Consider the following 302-nt stretch of genomic DNA (forward strand, 5'->3'; position numbering starts at 1 on the left):
GGTGTTGTATGGGAACAGTGTAAAGTAATATTGTTTGCCGTTTGTCAGCCCTGTAACTGTATAACCTGTGGTTTTGTATTTATCACGAACTGTGTTATCAACCACAAGTGTTCCATCATCTGGATTTGCGGGATAGCCCGTTTCTTTCATTACAAGTTTTGTACCAGCCCATGTAGAGAATGTTGAACCACTGATTACCGTGTTTTCTGGGTCTTGCCATTTAATTATAACCGATGCATTTGCATTCTCGATTGTTGGGTTGTTTACGGGTTTTGGGGTAACGGTTGCACCACCGCCTTTTG

1 protein-coding gene is annotated in these 302 nt (G+C 42.1%); it reads right to left on the bottom strand.

Annotated features, from left to right (window positions below):
• Positions 1 to 302: hypothetical protein (locus tag ABFY71_RS18795; RefSeq protein ID WP_347947392.1), on the bottom strand; the 302-nt coding region annotated here is incomplete at both ends.

The sequence above is a fragment of the Devosia alba genome, from assembly GCF_039938915.1.
Classification (GTDB): Bacteria; Pseudomonadota; Alphaproteobacteria; order Rhizobiales; family Devosiaceae; genus Devosia; species Devosia alba.